23 protein-coding genes are annotated in these 15532 nt (G+C 48.7%); 6 read left to right on the plus strand and 17 right to left on the minus strand.

Annotated features, from left to right (window positions below; genetic code table 11):
- The first annotated feature begins 283 nt into the window (after nt 1-283).
- Nucleotides 284-1093 carry a hypothetical protein gene (locus J6J28_RS12385; protein ID WP_301722162.1) on the plus strand — a complete coding sequence of 270 codons (810 nt, stop codon included), beginning with the start codon at nt 284-286 and terminating at the stop codon, nt 1091-1093.
- 76 nt (nt 1094-1169) lie between these two features.
- Here J6J28_RS12385 and rplQ read toward each other — a convergent pair whose 3' ends face one another.
- From rplQ to rplN, 17 genes are all read right to left on the minus strand, one after another.
- Entirely contained in the window at nt 1170-1571 is a 402-nt protein-coding gene (gene rplQ, locus J6J28_RS12390; RefSeq protein WP_301722163.1) for a 50S ribosomal protein L17, read from the minus strand.
- A gap of 38 nt (nt 1572-1609) precedes the next feature.
- On the minus strand, nt 1610-2599 hold the full coding sequence (locus tag J6J28_RS12395; protein WP_301722164.1) for a DNA-directed RNA polymerase subunit alpha: 990 nt from the start codon (nt 2597-2599) through the stop codon (nt 1610-1612).
- A gap of 25 nt (nt 2600-2624) precedes the next feature.
- Nucleotides 2625-3245, minus strand: coding sequence for a 30S ribosomal protein S4 (gene rpsD, locus J6J28_RS12400; protein ID WP_301722165.1), 621 nt, complete (start codon nt 3243-3245; stop codon nt 2625-2627).
- Nucleotides 3246-3275: 30 nt separating this feature from the next.
- Nucleotides 3276-3665 carry a 30S ribosomal protein S11 gene (gene rpsK, locus J6J28_RS12405; RefSeq protein WP_034734070.1) on the minus strand — a complete coding sequence of 130 codons (390 nt, stop codon included), beginning with the start codon at nt 3663-3665 and terminating at the stop codon, nt 3276-3278.
- A gap of 11 nt (nt 3666-3676) precedes the next feature.
- Nucleotides 3677-4033: a 30S ribosomal protein S13 gene (gene rpsM / locus J6J28_RS12410; protein WP_173921348.1), complete on the minus strand. Its 357-nt coding sequence runs from the start codon at nt 4031-4033 to the stop codon at nt 3677-3679.
- A 134-nt stretch (nt 4034-4167) separates the two neighbouring features.
- Entirely contained in the window at nt 4168-4281 is a 114-nt protein-coding gene (gene rpmJ, locus J6J28_RS12415) for a 50S ribosomal protein L36 (RefSeq protein WP_055439830.1), read from the minus strand.
- Between the two features lie 25 nt (nt 4282-4306).
- Nucleotides 4307-5635 (minus strand): preprotein translocase subunit SecY, encoded by a 1329-nt coding sequence (gene secY, locus J6J28_RS12420; protein ID WP_301722166.1) that lies wholly within the window; start codon nt 5633-5635, stop codon nt 4307-4309.
- 5 nt (nt 5636-5640) lie between these two features.
- The gene (gene rplO, locus J6J28_RS12425; protein ID WP_301722167.1) at nt 5641-6075 is read right to left on the minus strand and encodes a 50S ribosomal protein L15; all 435 of its coding nucleotides are present in this window, start codon (nt 6073-6075) and stop codon (nt 5641-5643) included.
- 4 nt (nt 6076-6079) lie between these two features.
- Nucleotides 6080-6262 (minus strand): 50S ribosomal protein L30, encoded by a 183-nt coding sequence (rpmD, locus tag J6J28_RS12430; RefSeq protein WP_126755500.1) that lies wholly within the window; start codon nt 6260-6262, stop codon nt 6080-6082.
- Nucleotides 6263-6268: 6 nt separating this feature from the next.
- The gene (gene rpsE / locus J6J28_RS12435; protein WP_301722168.1) at nt 6269-6775 is read right to left on the minus strand and encodes a 30S ribosomal protein S5; all 507 of its coding nucleotides are present in this window, start codon (nt 6773-6775) and stop codon (nt 6269-6271) included.
- Nucleotides 6776-6784: 9 nt separating this feature from the next.
- On the minus strand, nt 6785-7138 hold the full coding sequence (gene rplR / locus J6J28_RS12440) for a 50S ribosomal protein L18 (protein ID WP_301722169.1): 354 nt from the start codon (nt 7136-7138) through the stop codon (nt 6785-6787).
- Nucleotides 7139-7147: 9 nt separating this feature from the next.
- The gene (gene rplF, locus J6J28_RS12445) at nt 7148-7681 is read right to left on the minus strand and encodes a 50S ribosomal protein L6 (RefSeq protein ID WP_301722170.1); all 534 of its coding nucleotides are present in this window, start codon (nt 7679-7681) and stop codon (nt 7148-7150) included.
- 14 nt (nt 7682-7695) lie between these two features.
- The gene (gene rpsH / locus J6J28_RS12450) at nt 7696-8088 is read right to left on the minus strand and encodes a 30S ribosomal protein S8 (RefSeq protein ID WP_301722171.1); all 393 of its coding nucleotides are present in this window, start codon (nt 8086-8088) and stop codon (nt 7696-7698) included.
- 26 nt (nt 8089-8114) lie between these two features.
- On the minus strand, nt 8115-8420 hold the full coding sequence (gene rpsN / locus J6J28_RS12455) for a 30S ribosomal protein S14 (protein WP_301722172.1): 306 nt from the start codon (nt 8418-8420) through the stop codon (nt 8115-8117).
- Nucleotides 8421-8431: 11 nt separating this feature from the next.
- On the minus strand, nt 8432-8971 hold the full coding sequence (gene rplE / locus J6J28_RS12460) for a 50S ribosomal protein L5 (RefSeq protein WP_126764558.1): 540 nt from the start codon (nt 8969-8971) through the stop codon (nt 8432-8434).
- Between the two features lie 21 nt (nt 8972-8992).
- Nucleotides 8993-9307, minus strand: coding sequence for a 50S ribosomal protein L24 (rplX, locus tag J6J28_RS12465; RefSeq protein ID WP_301722173.1), 315 nt, complete (start codon nt 9305-9307; stop codon nt 8993-8995).
- 10 nt (nt 9308-9317) lie between these two features.
- Nucleotides 9318-9686: a 50S ribosomal protein L14 gene (gene rplN, locus J6J28_RS12470; RefSeq protein WP_126764556.1), complete on the minus strand. Its 369-nt coding sequence runs from the start codon at nt 9684-9686 to the stop codon at nt 9318-9320.
- Between the two features lie 439 nt (nt 9687-10125).
- On the opposite strand from rplN, the gene J6J28_RS12475 reads away from it, so the two are divergent.
- Genes J6J28_RS12475 through J6J28_RS12495 form a run of 5 tightly spaced genes read left to right on the plus strand, consistent with a single transcriptional unit; the run spans nt 10126 to nt 15520 of the window.
- On the plus strand, nt 10126-12915 hold the full coding sequence (locus J6J28_RS12475) for a monovalent cation/H+ antiporter subunit A (protein WP_301722174.1): 2790 nt from the start codon (nt 10126-10128) through the stop codon (nt 12913-12915).
- Nucleotides 12915-13259: a Na+/H+ antiporter subunit C gene (locus tag J6J28_RS12480; protein ID WP_301722175.1), complete on the plus strand. Its 345-nt coding sequence runs from the start codon at nt 12915-12917 to the stop codon at nt 13257-13259. The genes J6J28_RS12475 and J6J28_RS12480 overlap by 1 nt, the downstream gene beginning before the upstream one ends.
- Complete coding sequence (locus J6J28_RS12485) at nt 13259-14776, plus strand: monovalent cation/H+ antiporter subunit D (protein ID WP_301722176.1); 1518 nt, start codon at nt 13259-13261, stop codon at nt 14774-14776. The genes J6J28_RS12480 and J6J28_RS12485 overlap by 1 nt, the downstream gene beginning before the upstream one ends.
- Nucleotides 14769-15257 carry a Na+/H+ antiporter subunit E gene (locus J6J28_RS12490; protein WP_301722177.1) on the plus strand — a complete coding sequence of 163 codons (489 nt, stop codon included), beginning with the start codon at nt 14769-14771 and terminating at the stop codon, nt 15255-15257. Before J6J28_RS12485 ends, J6J28_RS12490 begins: the two co-directional genes overlap by 8 nt.
- Nucleotides 15251-15520, plus strand: coding sequence for a K+/H+ antiporter subunit F (locus J6J28_RS12495; RefSeq protein ID WP_301722178.1), 270 nt, complete (start codon nt 15251-15253; stop codon nt 15518-15520). Before J6J28_RS12490 ends, J6J28_RS12495 begins: the two co-directional genes overlap by 7 nt.
- The last annotated feature ends 12 nt before the right edge of the window (nt 15521-15532 follow it).

Consider the following 15532-nt stretch of genomic DNA (forward strand, 5'->3'; position numbering starts at 1 on the left):
AGATCCTTTCGGATCTTTTTTTTGCAAGCGCTTCGCGCTGCTGGCTCGTGTCACTGCGGCTTATGCCTCGGTGACAACGGCGGCGAATTATAAGGATCATCGCCGCCCGTGCAAGATCTTTTTTCAATTTATTGTTCAATTGCTTTTTTTTTAATCAGATTGAACATTCTTTAACTATCTATTGTCTATAAACATTGCTAATGTTCTAACGCTAGCCGTTTGCAAGAACAACTATAAACATCGGCAATTAGCTAAAATAAATAATTGAAAAGGTGCGCAACAGATGAGAACCACTACAGCGTTTATTCTCGCTACCAGCTTTATGCTCCCATTTAGCGCTTCAGCTTTGGACTTCGGTGATGGTATTACCCCAACTGAACCTGTTGGATATACGATGACAGAAGACAATAAGCGATTGGTAAATACTTATCTACGAATGTTTCGTTATTACACGAAACGCAACTTCTCGGTCACTCGTACTGTTCGGGTCCTGATGAGTAATTACCCCCAGCATGTTGAACCTATCTTGCACGCCGCCTTTGAACGCTACCCGAAGAAATACGAACACATTATAAAAGCAGCTATTAATGCGGAACCCGGTTTTACCCAGGATATCCTGTCAGTAGCCATGCATTTGAAAATCGCCCCACCAACGGAGCTGGTCCGCATCGCCGTCGAAGCAGAACCTGCTTACGCCGATGAGATCGTTGCTGAAGCAAGCCGTGTCGATCCTACTAATGTAGAAGAACTCGTACGCGTCGCCGTACGGGTTGAACCAGAGATGGCCGATAGCATTATGCAATCAGCCAGTGCGTCGCAACCCGAGCAGGTTGAAGGCATCGTCCATGCAACCCTGAGTGTGCTCCCCGCTTTAGGGGATTATCTGTTGACATCGTTAGACGATCTTATCTCACTGATGCGCGATTCAGATCCTGAAGTCACACCGGTAAAGACCAAGGGTGAAGCAATGTCTGTTATCAAAGGCGCTTACCGCGCCGGCATGAATTATGAAGAGCTGCAAACGCTAGCAGCGACTCACGGTATCAATGATGATGAGTTTGCCGCAGCAATTAAAAAAGCCCCACAAAACTAGATCAGCTATCGAACTTAAAATCGAGACAAAAAAAAGCCGCTCAATTGAGCGGCTTTTTTGATCTCACTAGGAGAACTTACTCTTCTACTGCAACTTCTTCAGCTTCAGTAGCTTCAACTTCTGGACGGTCAACTAGCTCAACATAAGCCATTGGCGCGTTGTCACCGGCGCGGAAGCCACACTTCATGATGCGAGTGTAACCACCTGCGCGTTCTTGATAACGCGGGCCCAATTCATTGAACAATTTACCAACCACATCTTTATCACGAGTGCGCGCGAACGCCAAACGACGGTTCGAAACGCTGTCTTGTTTCGCTAAAGTGATTAGTGGTTCAATCACACGACGAAGTTCTTTTGCTTTCGGAAGTGTCGTTTTGATCACTTCGTGACGGACAAGTGAGCTTGCCATGTTGCTGAACATCGCTTTGCGATGACTGCTGTTGCGGTTGAGTTGACGACCACTCTTACGATGGCGCATACCTATACCCTTCTCAGTAAATCTCTGTAAAAGATGTCTTAGTCGCGATCAGCAAGACTTGCTGGTGGCCAGTTTTCCAGGCGCATGCCCAGAGACAACCCACGTGATGCAAGTACGTCTTTGATCTCGGTCAGCGATTTCTTACCAAGGTTTGGAGTCTTCAATAACTCAACCTCGGTGCGCTGTACTAAGTCACCAATGTACTGAATAGCTTCTGCTTTCAAACAGTTCGCAGAACGCACAGTTAATTCCAAATCGTCTACCGGACGTAATAAAATCGGATCGAATTCCGGTTTCTCTTCTTTCTCTTCCGGTTCGCTCATGTCACGCAATTCAACAAAGGCTTCTAACTGCTCTGCCATAATTGTAGCTGCGCGGCGAATAGCTTCCTCTGGATCCAGAGTACCATTCGTTTCCATGTCGATAACCAGTTTGTCCAGGTCGGTACGTTGCTCAACACGAGCTGAGTCAACGTTGTACGCAATGCGCTCAACCGGACTGAAAGAAGCGTCAACAAGTAGAAGACCGATCGGACGCTCTTCATCGTCAGCAGACTGACGTGCCGAAGCTGGAACATAACCACGACCACGCTCTACTTTGATTGACATCTCAATCTCAGTGTCACCTGTTAAAGTACAGATGAGGTGATCAGAGTTAATGATTTCGATATCCCCATCATGGGTAATATCGCCAGCCTTGACAGGGCCCGCTCCAGATTTTTTCAAGGTCAGAATCGCTTCATCTTTACCTTCCATGGTAACTGCCAGACCTTTGAGGTTCAGCAGGATTTCGATGACATCTTCCTGAACACCCTCTTTGCTGCTGTACTCGTGCTGCACACCTTCGATTTTAACTTCCGTCACTGCCACTCCTGGCATAGAAGAAAGCAAAATACGGCGCAGCGCGTTGCCCAGCGTGTGACCAAAGCCACGCTCAAGAGGCTCCAACGTCACTTTTGCGTGAGTCGGGCTGATTTGTTCAATGTCGACTAGCCTTGGCTTAAGGAATTCGGTAACAGAACCCTGCATTGTGTCCTCTCTTTATGCTTAAGCTTTACTTAGAGTAAAGCTCTACGATCAACTGTTCGTTAATTTCAGCAGACAAGTCTGAACGCTCTGGAAGACGTTTAAATTGTCCTTCCAGTTTGTTCCCGTCTACTTCTACCCACACTGGCTTCTCACGCTGATCTGCGAGATCCAATGCAGCAGCGATGCGCGCCTGCTTTTTCGCTTTTTCGCGAACGGACACAACATCTTCCGGACGAACTTTGAACGACGGAATGTTGACTACCTGGCCATTCACTACCACTGCTTTGTGGCTGACCAACTGACGGGCTTCAGCTCGCGTTGACGCGAATCCCATGCGGTAAACAACGTTATCTAGACGTTGCTCGAGCAATTGCAGCAGGTTCTCACCAGTGTTGCCCTTAATACGGGCAGCTTCTTTGTAATAGTTACGGAATTGCTTTTCTAATACACCGTACATACGACGTACTTTTTGCTTTTCACGTAACTGTAAACCGTAATCAGACAAGCGGCCACGACGTGCACCGTGCTGACCCGGAGCGCTCTCGAGTTTACATTTCGTATCGATCGCGCGTACGCCGCTTTTCAGGAACAAATCAGTTCCTTCGCGACGACTCAGTTTGAGTTTTGGACCCAAATATCTAGCCATGATCTTTCTCCAACTATCGTTTGGCGCCTATTAAACGCGACGTTTCTTAGGCGGACGACAACCGTTGTGAGGAATAGGTGTCACATCAGTAATGTTAGTGATGCGATAACCTACAGCGTTCAATGCACGAATCGATGATTCGCGACCAGGACCGGGGCCCTTAACGAACACTTCTAGGTTTTTCAACCCATATTCCTTCGCCATTTCTCCTGCGCGTTCAGCAGCAACCTGTGCAGCAAACGGAGTTGATTTACGTGAACCACGGAAACCAGAACCACCTGCGGTTGCCCATGCTAACGCATTACCTTGACGGTCAGTAATGGTCACAATGGTGTTATTGAAAGATGCATGGATGTGAGCCATGCCATCTGCGACTTGTTTTTTAACGCGCTTACGAGTACGAGTTGGTTGTTTAGCCATTTCTCAACTCCCTACTTCTTAATTGGTTTACGCGGACCTTTACGGGTGCGCGCATTGGTTTTAGTGCGCTGTCCACGTAGAGGCAAGCCACGACGATGACGAAGGCCACGGAAACATCCGAGATCCATCAAGCGTTTAATATTCATCGATACTTCACGACGAAGGTCGCCTTCAACAGCGAACTTCCCTACTGCTTCGCGAAGTAGATCCAGTTTTTCTTCTGACAAAGAGCCGATTGTAGTATTTTCTTCGATACCAACCGCAGCAAGAATATGCTGTGAACGGGTACGACCAATACCATAGATCGCAGTCAAGGCAATGACTGCATGCTTATTGTCAGGAACGTTAATGCCAGCGATACGGGCCACTAACACGTCTCCTTTAGTTTATGGGTGACCGGATTTGAAAAGCCCGTTAGGATACTCAACCGGTCGCCAGATTGCAAATATATCAAAGCCGCAGCCGAGAATAATTCTTCCAGGCCGCGGACTTCTTCATCGAATTAACCTTGCCGTTGCTTGTGCTTAGGGTCACTGCAAATTACACGCACAACACCGTTGCGCTTAATAACTTTGCAGTTACGGCAGATTTTCTTCACGGAAGCACGAACTTTCATTGCTACACTCCGTAATTATCCAACCTTAACGGCCGAAGCCTTTAAGGTTAGCTTTTTTCAGGACCGAATCATACTGATGAGACATCAGATGGGTCTGGACCTGCGCCATAAAATCCATGATAACAACAACGATAATCAATAGTGATGTACCGCCAAAGTAGAACTGAACGTTCCATGCAATCATCATGAACTCAGGAACCAAACAGACAAAGGTAATGTATAACGCGCCTGCAAGAGTCAAACGGGTCATTACCTTATCGATGTAACGCGAGGTTTGCTCACCTGGACGAATTCCAGGGATAAACGCTCCCGACTTCTTCAAGTTATCAGCTGTCTCGCGTGGGTTAAATACCAACGCAGTATAGAAGAAACAGAAGAAGATAATTGCCGCAGCATAAAGCATTACGTACAAGGGTTGTCCCGGTGACAGCGTCAACGAAACCTCTTGTAAGAAGTTTGCTACCATACCTTCGCCCTGGCCAAACCAGGTTGCAATGGTGCTTGGGAACAAAATAATACTCGATGCAAAAATCGGTGGAATAACACCGGCCATATTAACTTTCAATGGCAAGTGAGTACTCTGCGCTGCAAAAACCTTACGGCCTTGCTGACGTTTTGCGTAGTTTACCACAATGCGGCGTTGGCCGCGCTCGACAAATACAACAAAATACGTCACTGCGAATACGATGACACCGATTAGCAATAACAACAATAAGTGCAAATCACCCTGACGTGCTTGCTCTGCCGTCTGACCAATAGCCGACGGGAGGCCCGCAACAATACCGGTGAAGATAAGAATAGAGATACCGTTACCAATCCCACGCTCAGTGATTTGTTCACCTAGCCACATCAGGAACATGGTTCCTGTGACCAAACTCACAACCGCTGTAAAGTAGAATCCAAAGCTTGGATCGATAACCAATCCAGGCATCAGACTTGGTAAGCCAGTAGCTATACCAATCGATTGGAACGTCGCAAGTACCAAAGTACCCCAACGCGTGTATTGGCTAATCTTACGACGACCAGCTTCACCCTCTTTCTTAAGCTCGGCCAAACGTGGATGAACCACGGAAGCCAGCTGCATAATAATCGAGGCGGTGATGTACGGCATGATACCCAAAGCGAATACCGATGCGCGTTCAAGAGCACCACCGCTGAACATGTTAAACATGGCAACGATGGTATCTTTTTGCTGATCAAACAACTGAGCCAATACAGCGGCATCAATACCAGGAATAGGCACGAAGGAGCCCGCACGGAACACGATTAACGCGCCGAGTACAAAAAGCAAGCGTCGTTTAAGTTCCGAGGTGCCGCCTTGAGCTCTGTTAGATTCCAATCCTGGTTTAGCCATTTGCTCTATCCTTCGATTTTGCCGCCAGCAGCTTCAATAGCTTCGCGGGCGCCTTTGGTGACCTTAATGCCTTGTACTGAAACGGCACGACTGATTTCGCCTGATTTGATCACTTTAACATGCAAGATGTCATTGCGAATCAAGCCAGCTTCTTTCAGGCTCGCCATGTTTACAGTATCGCCAGCAACTTTCGCTATCTCAGCCAGGTTCACTTCTGCAGTCACGAATGACTTACGTGAAGTAAAACCGAACTTCGGCAAGCGACGCTGAATTGGCATTTGACCGCCTTCGAAACCTGGTTTCACTGAGCCGCCTGAACGCGACTTCTGGCCTTTATGACCACGTCCACCAGTTTTTCCTAAGCCTGAGCCAATACCACGTCCAACACGTTTTTTGCTGGTTTTAGCACCAGGTGCAGGGGAGATTGAGTTCAAGAACATCGTATTAGTCCTCCACCTTTACCATGTAAGTGACTTGGTTCACCATGCCGCGGACGGCTGGAGTATCTTCCAGCTCGACCGTGTGACCAATGCGGCGTAGACCAAGACCACGTAGAGTAGCTTTATGCTTCGGTAAACGACCGATTGAGCTACGCGTCTGTGTTACTTTGATTGTCTTATTCGCCATTGTTCACTACCCCAGAATTTCTTCAACGCGCAATCCACGCTTAGCCGCGACTTGCTCAGGCGACTTCATGTCGTGAAGTGCCTTGATTGTGGCACGTACAACGTTGATTGGGTTGGTTGAACCATATGCTTTTGACAGCACGTTGTGCACGCCTGCTACTTCTAGTACTGCACGCATCGCACCACCGGCGATGATACCTGTACCTTCAGAGGCTGGCTGCATGAATACCTGTGAACCTGAGTGACGGCCTTTAACAGGGTGCTGTAAGGTATCGCCTTTCAGCTGCACGGTTACCATGTTGCGACGTGCTTTTTCCATTGCCTTTTGAATAGCAGCTGGAACTTCACGTGCTTTACCATAACCGAAACCCACTTTACCCTGACCATCACCAACCACAGTCAGTGCAGTGAAGCTAAAGATGCGACCACCTTTAACAACCTTCGCTACACGATTTACTGTGATCAGCTTTTCTTGCAGGTCACTTTGTTGAGCTTCTACATTTGCATTTGCCATGTTCGTCTCCTAGAACTGAAGTCCAGCTTCACGAGCTGCATCGGCCAAAGCGGCGACACGTCCGTGATAACGGAAACCACTGCGATCGAAAGCGACGGTTTTCACGCCTTTTTCAATCGCTCGTTCAGCGATCAGCTTACCAACTGTTTTTGCTGCATCGACGTTGCCGGTTGCTTTAACCGCATCGCGAACAGATTTTTCAACAGTTGATGCTGTTGCCAGTACTTCAGAACCGTTCGGTGCAATGAGCTGTGCGTAAATATGCCGTGGTGTACGGTGAACGACCAGGCGGTTTGCACCCAACTCAAGCATTTTCTTACGTGCGCGAGTAGCGCGGCGTAAGCGAGCTGTTTTCTTGTCCATCGTCTTACCTTACTTTTTCTTGGCTTCTTTACGGCGTACTTGCTCATCGGCGTAACGTACACCCTTACCTTTGTAAGGTTCAGGCTTACGGTACGCGCGAATGTTAGCGGCAACTTGACCCACTAACTGCTTGTCTACACCCTTAACGACTACTTCAGTTTGTGCTGGGACTTCGATCGTAATTCCTTCCGGAATATCGAAGACAACAGGATGAGAGAAGCCCAGTGTTAAGTTGAGTTTAGAACCGGCAGTATTTGCACGGTAACCAACACCAACCAACTGCAGCTTGCGCTCATAACCTTGCGCAACACCAACCACCATGTTTTGTAGTAACGCACGTGCGGTACCGGCTTGGGCGTTGGAATTTGCAACACCTTCGCGAGCGACTGTACGTAAAACGCCGTCTTCTTGAACTAATTCAACAGCGTCGTTAACTACACGGCTCAATGAGCCTTTCGCACCTTTAATTGTCACTTCCTGGCCATTTAGCGTAACTTCAACGCCAGCAGGAATGGCAATCGGTGCTTTAGCAACTCGTGACATTTCCTAACTCCTCGTTACGCTACGTAACCGATAACTTCCCCGCCAAGACCCGCATTGCGAGCGGCACGGTCGGTCATCAGGCCTTTAGAAGTTGAGACGACAGCCACACCTAAACCACCCATTACTTTAGGTAGTTCGTTGCGTTTCTTATAGATACGCAGACCAGGGCGACTTACGCGCTCAATTGATTCGATAACAGGCTTGCCTTCAAAGTATTTCAACGTTACTTCAAGCTCAGCTTTCACTTCGCCAGATACGCCGAAATCCGTGATATAACCTTCTTCTTTAAGAACTTGGGCAATCGCCACTTTCTGTTTAGAAGCAGGCATGCGCACGGCAACTTTGTTAGCACCCTGAGCGTTGCGGATGCGAGTGAACATATCCGCAATTGGATCTTGCATGCTCATATTTGCTTTCTCCCGTGACTCGTGGCTTACCAGCTAGCTTTTTTCAAGCCAGGAATTTCACCGCGCATAGCTTTCTCACGTACTTTAATACGGCTCATGCCGAATTTACGTAAGAAACCGTGTGGGCGGCCCGTAACGCGGCAGCGGTTACGCTGACGGCTTGGGCTCGAATCACGAGGAAGACTTTGCAATTTCAGCACGGCTTCCCAACGCTCTTCGTCCGAAGTACTCGGATCGCTGATCACATTTTTAAGTGCGATGCGTTTCTCTGCGTATTTAGCTGCAAGCTTTTGACGCTTGAGCTCACGCATTTTCATTGCTTCTTTAGCCATAACTCTACACCTTACTTCTTGAACGGGAAGCTAAAGGCAGACAGCAAAGCGTGAGCTTCGTCGTCGGTGCCAGCAGTTGTAGTGATAGTGATATCTAAACCACGTACCCGATCGACTTTGTCATAGTCAATTTCAGGGAAAATGATTTGCTCACGCACACCCATACTATAGTTTCCACGTCCGTCGAATGATTTCGGGTTCAAACCACGGAAGTCACGAACACGCGGGATAGCAATCGTAATTAAACGTTGCAAAAAGTCCCACATACGCTCGCCACGCAGAGTCACTTTACAGCCAATTGGGTAGCCTTCACGGATTTTGAAGCCAGCGACAGATTTACGAGCTACAGTTTTAATCGGACGTTGACCAGAAATTGCTTCCAGGTCTGCCGCTGCGTTGTCGAGAATCTTTTTGTCAGCCAGAGCTTCACCAACACCCATGTTAAGGGTGATTTTTTCAATCCGAGGGACTTGCATGACGCTGTTGTAGCCGAACTGTTTAACCAGTTCAGGAACTACTGATTCTTTGTAAAAATCATGCAGTTTCGCCATCGTAAAACTCCAAATTAAAAATTAAATGATTGCGTTGTTTGATTTGAAGAAACGAACTTTTTTGCCGTCTTCAAATTTGAAACCAACACGATCTGCTTTACCAGTCTCTGGGTTATAAACCGCTACGTTAGAAACGTCGATTGAAGCTTCTTGCTCAATCACACCACCAGCAACGCCTAAAGCCGGATTTGGCTTCTGGTGTTTCTTAACGATGTTTACGCCTTCAACGAAAACACGACTTTTAGCGGTGTCGACTTTCAGCACTTTACCACGCTTGCCTTTGTCTTTACCTGCCAGGACTACTACTTCGTCATCACGTTTTATTTTTGCCGCCATAACTGACTCCTTACAGTACTTCTGGTGCCAGAGAAACAATCTTCATAAATTGCTCAGAGCGCAATTCACGAGTCACTGGTCCAAAGATACGAGTGCCAATAGGCTGTTGGTTGTTATTCAACAATACAGCCGCGTTGCGGTCAAAACGGATGACTGACCCGTCTTGACGACGGACGCCTTTTCTGGTGCGAACGACCACCGCGTTAACAACATCACCTTTCTTCACTTTACCGCGAGGAATTGCTTCTTTAACAGAAACTTTAATGATGTCGCCGATATTCGCGTAACGGCGGTGCGAGCCACCCAGAACCTTAATACATTGTACGCTGCGAGCGCCCGAGTTATCGGCCACGTCCAGTGTAGTTTGCATTTGGATCATTGCAGTGCTCCGCTTGATTAATTAAACAGACCCTCTCGGGTCGTTGTCCGTCCTTTTATTCGCGACAATTTGCCGAACAAATCATAGAGAATAAAAGATTTTCCCTTATAAAAAGGGCGGCGAATTGTAACAGATAAAAAATGCAGATGATAGTACTAAGTAGGATTTTCTTGTGGGATGTTTCGGGGCCAAAATTTATTGTGGATCAGTCCTGTCCCGAGACGTTGCTACTCTATCAAATAAAGGCATGCACAGCTATTAAATTTTTATCGATTCGCCCTACTTATTTATGAGTTCGAAAAACGCGACCGGCGGGTTGGAAGTACCGTAGGCTGCGACCGATTCAGTTGGCAAGCAGCTGATCGAAGTGGTAAATTCAATCTTATCTGAACGGTCTCAGTGGTAACGATAACCCCCATTTAGAAGGTAACGAGGTGAAATGAATCTAGCAGCGATCGTTTTCTTGCCATTTATTGGTGCAGTTATTCCACTGCTTTTGGCGGGGCGTGCTCGACTCCATATCACACTGGCTACCGCCGCCGTAACCGCGCTTAGTCTGGCGTTACTGGTGGTAGAGGCGCCGGTGGCCCTGGCTGGCGATACCACACTCTATTTTGCCGAGTGGCTACCAACCCTTGGACTGCATATAGCTTTTCGACTGGACGGGCTGGCGTTATTGTTTGCGGGTTTGATTCTCATTATCGGTCTACTCGTCATTATCTATGCGCATTACTATTTAAGCCAAAAAGACAGCGCACCACGATTTTTCTCGTGTTTACTGTTATTTATGGGCTCTATGCTTGGCATAGTTACCGCCGATAACCTCATCCTGATGTGGTTCTTCTGGGAATTAACCAGCGTCTCGTCATTTTTATTGATCGGCTACTGGTTCCATCAAAGCACAGCGCGCCGCGGTGCTCGCATGGCATTAGCAATCACCGGCGCCGGCGGTCTCGCACTTTTGGCAGGGATCCTGTTAATTGGCAGTATCGTGGGCAGTTACCAGCTTGATGCTGTGTTTGCCGCCGCCGACACCATCCGTGAGCATGAGCTTTACTTACCTATATTGATTCTCGTGTTACTCGGTGCATTTACCAAGTCGGCACAGTTTCCGTTTCAATTCTGGCTGCCCCATGCGATGGCGGCACCTACGCCGGTAAGTGCGTACTTACACTCCGCGACCATGGTCAAGGCCGGCATCTTCTTAATGGCTCGCCTGTTACCGGTGCTTGGCGGTACTCCTGAGTGGTTTACTATTGTCACCTTAACCGGTCTGGCTACCCTGCTTTTCGGCGCTTATTTCGCCCTGCTGAAGACCGACTTAAAAGGCTTATTGGCGTTCTCGACCATTAGTCACCTTGGCCTGATCACCATGTTACTTGGTCTGGGCAGCGCCGGCGCAGTCGTCGCTGCGTTATTCCATATTATCAACCACGCGACCTTCAAAGCAGGTCTGTTTATGATTGCCGGTATCATTGACCATGAAACCGGTAGTCGTGATATGCGCAAATTAAGTGGCCTCAGAAAAGCGATGCCGTTCACTATGGTTCTGGCCGTCATTACCTCGGCTGCCATGGCAGGAATTCCATTCTTTAACGGCTTCCTCTCTAAAGAAATGTTTTTTGCCGAAGCCTATCAGCAAGATCTGTTTGGCGCTTTATCCTGGTTCGTCCCGGTGCTCGCGACGCTGGGCGCCATGCTCTCCGTTGCCTACTCGGTTCGCTTTGTGCACGACGTATTTTTCCAGGAGCCGCCACATGATTTACCGAAGAAGCCGCATGAGCCACCACTGATGATGCGCTTCCCCGTCATCGTCTTTGCCGTGCTTTGTATCGGCGTAGGTGTTGCACCAATGCTGCTTGCCGCTGATATCCTCACGCCAGCAGTAAGTGCTGTGACGCTGTCTGAAACCACGCTCGATATCGCAATCTGGCATGGCTTTAATATGCCTCTGTTAATGAGTGCGCTGGCCCTGATTGGCGGTATAGTTATCTATGTCGGACGCTCAGAGTTGCTGACCTTTAGTCGGCAGTTTGACCCGCACGACGCAAAAGAGATTTTTGCCAAAATTCTCAGCGCTACCACGCGGTTTTGTGATGACATGATGCAGCGCATCGAAAATGGCTCTTTGCAACGCTACATTGCCCTGTTACTCGTCTTTACGCTGGTGCTGGTGGTGCCTGAACTTGCCGCTGTACGCCAGCTGACAGGCGACCGGCCACAGCTCCCCATAGACGCCATTAGCCTGGTCGGTGCTGTTATATTAATGCTCGCGGCTCTGGCTACGGCAATGCTACACAGGCAACGGCTGACCTCCCTCATGATGCTATCGGTGGTGGGGCTGGTCGTTTCGCTGAGCTTTATTCACTTTTCCGCACCGGATTTAGCCATGACCCAGTTAGTGGTCGAGGTGGTCAGTATTATTCTGATGATTCTGGCGCTTTTCTTCATGCCACAGCGAATCCCCCGCGCTTCAAGTGGCCGCCGGGTCGCTCGCGACGTACTTCTGGCAGGTTCCATTGGCGGTATCGTGGGCACCCTCAACTACGCACTCATAACCCGGCCGTTTGAGAGTATCTCCGACTTCTTTTTGGCAAACTCAGTGCCAGGCGGTGGCGGTACCAATGTGGTAAACGTCATTCTTGTCGACTTCCGTGGCTTTGATACCCTGGGCGAGATCACTGTGTTAGCGATCGCTGCAGCGGGTATCCACAAGCTACTCAATAATCTGCGGCCCTTTATGCCATCAAGCGATGTTGATGGTCGACCCTGGCATCGTGTCAAGCACCCGCTGATGGTGCAAACCGTTGCCCAGGCGATTTTGCCGTTGGCGCTGATGGTCTCGGTGTACATCTTCCTGCGGGGTCACAACTTACCAGGCGGTGGTTTCATTGCCGGCCTGGTGACGGCAGCCGCAATGATCCTGCAATACATCGCCAACGGCGTCGACTGGGTGAAATCACGCTTTGATTATAACTATCAGACGCTGACCTCAGTGGGGGTAATGATTGCACTCTTTACTGGCGTGGGAAGCTGGTTCTTTGACCATAACTTCCTAACTTCAAGTTTCACCTACGTGCATTGGCCACTGGTTGGGAAGTTTGAACTTGCAACTGCGATTTTATTTGACCTGGGCGTGTACCTTACCGTTATTGGTGCGACCCTAATGATACTGGCCAACTTCGGACAGATGACCACGCGCCATCGTCCGCGTCAGGAGGGCTATTAATGGAAACTTTGTATGCAATTACTGTCGGCACTTTGACTGCGTGTAGTGTGTTTTTGATCTTGCGCGGCCGCTCGTTTCCAATTGTCATCGGGATAACGATGCTGTCCTACGCAGTCAATTTATTTTTGTTTTCCACCGGACGTCTGACCGTAAATGAATTACCTCTTGTGGGCTTAAGCGAGAGTAGCAGCGACCCGCTTCCGCAGGCACTGGTGCTAACAGCGATTGTTATCGGCTTTGCGATGACCGCTTACTCGATTATTTTGGCCGTCCGCGTACGTGGCGAAATAGGTTCAGACGAAGTGAATGACTCTAATTATGCTGAGCAAGAAGGACAGCGTTAATGCTTGCAAACCATCTGGTAATTTTACCTATTCTTATACCTTTGTTTGCTGCGCTATTGCAGTTATTGCCGTGGGGCGATAATCCACAACGGTATCGGCGAATCATCGGCATCACAGCTTCTTCGCTGACGCTGATTACCGCCATCTGGCTGGTAGGCAGTGTTCAGGATGAAGTTTTGGTTTATGCGTTAGGTAGCTGGCAAGCACCTTTTGGTATCGTTCTGGTGGCCGATAAACTAGCCGCATTAATGGTAGCTCTTACCGCTGTTCTTGCGCTGCCTGTACTGATTTTTGCCTGCCATGGAGAGGATAATCTCGGCTCGCATTTTCAGGCCTTATACCAGTTTCAGATCCTGGGTATTATGGGTGCCTTTTTAACCGGCGACCTTTTCAACCTCTTCGTCTTTTTTGAAATTCTGCTCATTTCCAGCTACGCCTTGTTGATGCACGGTGGAGGCAAGCTAAAGTTACGCGCAACATTGCATTATGTGGTGCTTAACCTGACGGGTTCAGCATTATTCCTCATCAGCCTTGGTGTCCTTTACGGGATTACCGGAACGCTAAATATGGCCGATATGGCGGGTAAAGTCGCAGTACTAGAAGGCGACGACGCCGCGCTGGCTCGCGCCGGTGGCATGCTACTCTTTGTTGTATTTGGCTTAAAAGCAGCACTGTTGCCACTCTACTTTTGGCTACCGCAGGCTTACGCAAATACCACAGGGACCGTTGCCGCGCTTTTCGCCATCATGACCAAAGTGGGTATTTACGCCATTATTCGAGTCTTCACGATGATTTTTGGTGCCGACGCTGGCGAGTCTTCAAATCTGGCGCAGGACTGGTTATGGTGGCTGGGCTTATTTACCATCTTCATCGGTGCTTTGGGTGTGCTTGGCAGCCGCGATCTCAGGCTCGTTGTTGCCTATCTGGTGCTGGTCTCTGTTGGTACCATGTTGACCACACTAAGTCTGGGGCACACCGATGCCATCGGTGCACTGCTTTTCTATCTCGTGCATTCCACGTTGGTCACAGCTGCCTTATTCCTGCTGGCTGACTTAATTGCCGAACAAAGAGGCAAAACAGCATCCCGGATTGTCAAAGGCCGTAAGATGGCACAGCACAATCTGCTGGGGGGCCTGTTCTTCCTGGCCGCCATAACCGTTATTGGCATGCCCCCTCTTTCTGGCTTCGTCAGTAAATTATTTATTCTGGAAGCAGCGCGCACAGGCGCTCAGGTAGTATTCCTTTGGCCGCTTATTCTCGGTGCGACTTTCCTGATGATGATCGCTCTCTCTCGCGCTGGCAGTCGCATGTTCTGGCATACCTTTGAAGGTAAGCCCAATGAAACCACACATCCTAAATGGCAACACGCATCGGTAGTTATGCTTTTGCTTAGCGCTGTCGCGTTAACCGTGTTTGCTCAACCTATCTCAAAATACACCGATGCTATTGCGATTCAGTTGACCACGCCGTTTGAATACATTTCTTCGGTTTTACCAACTGGAGGTCCTGATGAGTAAGCTAATTCCTGCTCCATGGTGGAGCCTCTTTTTATTACTGTTCTGGCTGTTGCTGCAGAATACCGTTTCGTTTGGCGTGACCTTGCTGGGGTTAATCCTGGCAGTAATTATTCCTCTGTATACGATGCGAGCGCGTGAGTACCCTACCACCTTGCATCGACCTTTACTGGCGGTGCAATATTTTCTGATTCTGCTGGTCGATATAATTCTGTCAAACTTTAATATCGCAGCTATCATTCTGATGCCAAAGAAACGTATTCAACCTGCGCTTATCGAGTTTCCTCTTGATGTGACAGGCTCTGTACCAATTACGATCTTAGCCAGTACCATCAGTCTGACACCTGGAACAATTTCTGCCGAACTTGCCCGCGATGGCCGTAGCTTGCTTATCCACGCACTAAATGTGCAGGACGCAGATGCTACTGTGCAACAAATTAAACAGCGCTATGAACGCCGGCTGAAGGAGATCTTCCAATGTTAGTCTACGCTCTGCAGTTTGCCTTCGGACTTTTTGGGCTATCACTGTTAATGAACTTCATACGCCTTATTCGCGGGCCAAACCTTCCCGACCGTATTCTGGCCCTCGACACGATTTATATTAATTCGTTGGCATTACTTATATTGTTGGGGGTCTGGCACAATACCGCCTTCTATTTTGAGGCAGCACTTTTGATCGCAATGCTGGGCTTTATCGGCACCGTTGCAGCGGCAAAATTTCTTTTACGTGGCGATATCATCGAGTAAGGAAGGAGCTAA

Origin of the sequence: Pseudidiomarina terrestris (genome assembly GCF_030466375.1) — a bacterium.
GTDB classification, from domain to species: Bacteria; Pseudomonadota; Gammaproteobacteria; order Enterobacterales; family Alteromonadaceae; genus Pseudidiomarina; species Pseudidiomarina terrestris.

Excerpts from the sequence above, each read along its gene's own strand:
- rplE (WP_126764558.1), bottom strand. The coding sequence starts at position 8,971 with ATGGCGAAACTGCATGATTTTTACAAAGAATCAGTAGTTCCTGAACTG.
- rplX (WP_301722173.1), bottom strand. The coding sequence starts at position 9,307 with ATGGCGGCAAAAATAAAACGTGATGACGAAGTAGTAGTCCTGGCAGGT.
- J6J28_RS12395 (WP_301722164.1), bottom strand. The coding sequence starts at position 2,599 with ATGCAGGGTTCTGTTACCGAATTCCTTAAGCCAAGGCTAGTCGACATT.
- J6J28_RS12480 (WP_301722175.1), top strand. The coding sequence starts at position 12,915 with ATGGAAACTTTGTATGCAATTACTGTCGGCACTTTGACTGCGTGTAGT.
- J6J28_RS12385 (WP_301722162.1), top strand. The coding sequence starts at position 284 with ATGAGAACCACTACAGCGTTTATTCTCGCTACCAGCTTTATGCTCCCA.
- rpsK (WP_034734070.1), bottom strand. The coding sequence starts at position 3,665 with ATGGCTAAACAACCAACTCGTACTCGTAAGCGCGTTAAAAAACAAGTC.
- rplO (WP_301722167.1), bottom strand. The coding sequence starts at position 6,075 with ATGTTCTTGAACTCAATCTCCCCTGCACCTGGTGCTAAAACCAGCAAA.
- rpmJ (WP_055439830.1), bottom strand. The coding sequence starts at position 4,281 with ATGAAAGTTCGTGCTTCCGTGAAGAAAATCTGCCGTAACTGCAAAGTT.
- J6J28_RS12495 (WP_301722178.1), top strand. The coding sequence starts at position 15,251 with ATGTTAGTCTACGCTCTGCAGTTTGCCTTCGGACTTTTTGGGCTATCA.
- rpmD (WP_126755500.1), bottom strand. The coding sequence starts at position 6,262 with ATGGCGAATAAGACAATCAAAGTAACACAGACGCGTAGCTCAATCGGT.
- rpsE (WP_301722168.1), bottom strand. The coding sequence starts at position 6,775 with ATGGCAAATGCAAATGTAGAAGCTCAACAAAGTGACCTGCAAGAAAAG.
- J6J28_RS12490 (WP_301722177.1), top strand. The coding sequence starts at position 14,769 with ATGAGTAAGCTAATTCCTGCTCCATGGTGGAGCCTCTTTTTATTACTG.
- rpsH (WP_301722171.1), bottom strand. The coding sequence starts at position 8,088 with ATGAGCATGCAAGATCCAATTGCGGATATGTTCACTCGCATCCGCAAC.
- rplF (WP_301722170.1), bottom strand. The coding sequence starts at position 7,681 with ATGTCACGAGTTGCTAAAGCACCGATTGCCATTCCTGCTGGCGTTGAA.
- rplQ (WP_301722163.1), bottom strand. The coding sequence starts at position 1,571 with ATGCGCCATCGTAAGAGTGGTCGTCAACTCAACCGCAACAGCAGTCAT.
- rplN (WP_126764556.1), bottom strand. The coding sequence starts at position 9,686 with ATGATCCAAATGCAAACTACACTGGACGTGGCCGATAACTCGGGCGCT.
- J6J28_RS12485 (WP_301722176.1), top strand. The coding sequence starts at position 13,259 with ATGCTTGCAAACCATCTGGTAATTTTACCTATTCTTATACCTTTGTTT.
- rpsN (WP_301722172.1), bottom strand. The coding sequence starts at position 8,420 with ATGGCTAAAGAAGCAATGAAAATGCGTGAGCTCAAGCGTCAAAAGCTT.
- J6J28_RS12475 (WP_301722174.1), top strand. The coding sequence starts at position 10,126 with ATGAATCTAGCAGCGATCGTTTTCTTGCCATTTATTGGTGCAGTTATT.
- rplR (WP_301722169.1), bottom strand. The coding sequence starts at position 7,138 with ATGGACAAGAAAACAGCTCGCTTACGCCGCGCTACTCGCGCACGTAAG.
- secY (WP_301722166.1), bottom strand. The coding sequence starts at position 5,635 with ATGGCTAAACCAGGATTGGAATCTAACAGAGCTCAAGGCGGCACCTCG.
- rpsD (WP_301722165.1), bottom strand. The coding sequence starts at position 3,245 with ATGGCTAGATATTTGGGTCCAAAACTCAAACTGAGTCGTCGCGAAGGA.